Source organism: Staphylococcus sp. EZ-P03, assembly GCF_003344575.1.
In the GTDB taxonomy this organism is placed as follows: domain Bacteria; phylum Bacillota; class Bacilli; order Staphylococcales; family Staphylococcaceae; genus Staphylococcus; species Staphylococcus simulans_B.
Map to the genome: position 1 here is coordinate 1 of NZ_QPMO01000046.1, position 845 is coordinate 845.

General features: G+C 47.8%; 1 protein-coding gene. It reads right to left on the bottom strand.

What is annotated here, in order from left to right:
- Positions 1-845, bottom strand: an 845-nt coding sequence (locus DVJ99_RS12870; protein ID WP_205527072.1) for an Ig-like domain-containing protein, incomplete at both ends; no start/stop codon positions are given.

Genomic DNA, 845 nt, shown 5'->3' on the forward strand with positions numbered 1-845 from the left:
GCTGTTGTTGTTACAGTAGTTTCAGTTGGTTCAGAAGTATTTCCAGCTGCGTCTGTTACTGTTGCTGTAACTTTATCGCCAGCTTTCAAGTCTGTACCTGCTGGTACATTCACTGTCCAGTTGCCGTCAGCGTCTACTGGCGCTTCTGCTGTTGTGCCGTCTGGGAATGTTACTGTTACTGTACCGTTTGGTTCGCCTGTGCCTGATACCACTGTGTCTGTATCTTTCACTGGGCTTACTACTGGTGCTTCTGGTGCTGTTTCATCAGTCACTGTGATTGTGAATGTTTCTTCTGTCACATTGCCTGCTTCGTCTTCTACTGTAACTGTTACTGGATATGTGCCTGGTGTTGTTGGCGTACCTTCAATTTGGCCAGTTTCAGGGTTGTATACCACACCTTCTGGCAAGCCTGTTACTTCAACGTTTGTAGTACTGTCATCAGTTACTACTACTGGAATTGGTGTGATAGCTTGATCTTCCGGTGTTGTTACATCATCGATTGGACCTACTACAGGTGCTGTTGTATCTGTTACAACGGCTGTGCCTGGTACTGAAACATTGCCTGCTTCATCTTTCACAGTTGCTGTGATTTCGTCGCCGGCTTTCAAACCTGTACCTGCTGGTACGTCCACTGTCCAGTTGCCGTCAGCGTCTACTGGCGCTTCTGCTGTTGTGCCGTCTGGGAACGTTACCGTTACTGTACCGTTTGGTTCGCCTGTACCTGATACCACTGTGTCTGCATCTGTCACTGGGCTTACTACAGGTGCTTCCGGTGCTGTTGCATCTGTTACTACTGTTGTTCCTGGTTCGGATACGTTGCCTGCTTCATCTTTTTCTGTTGCTTT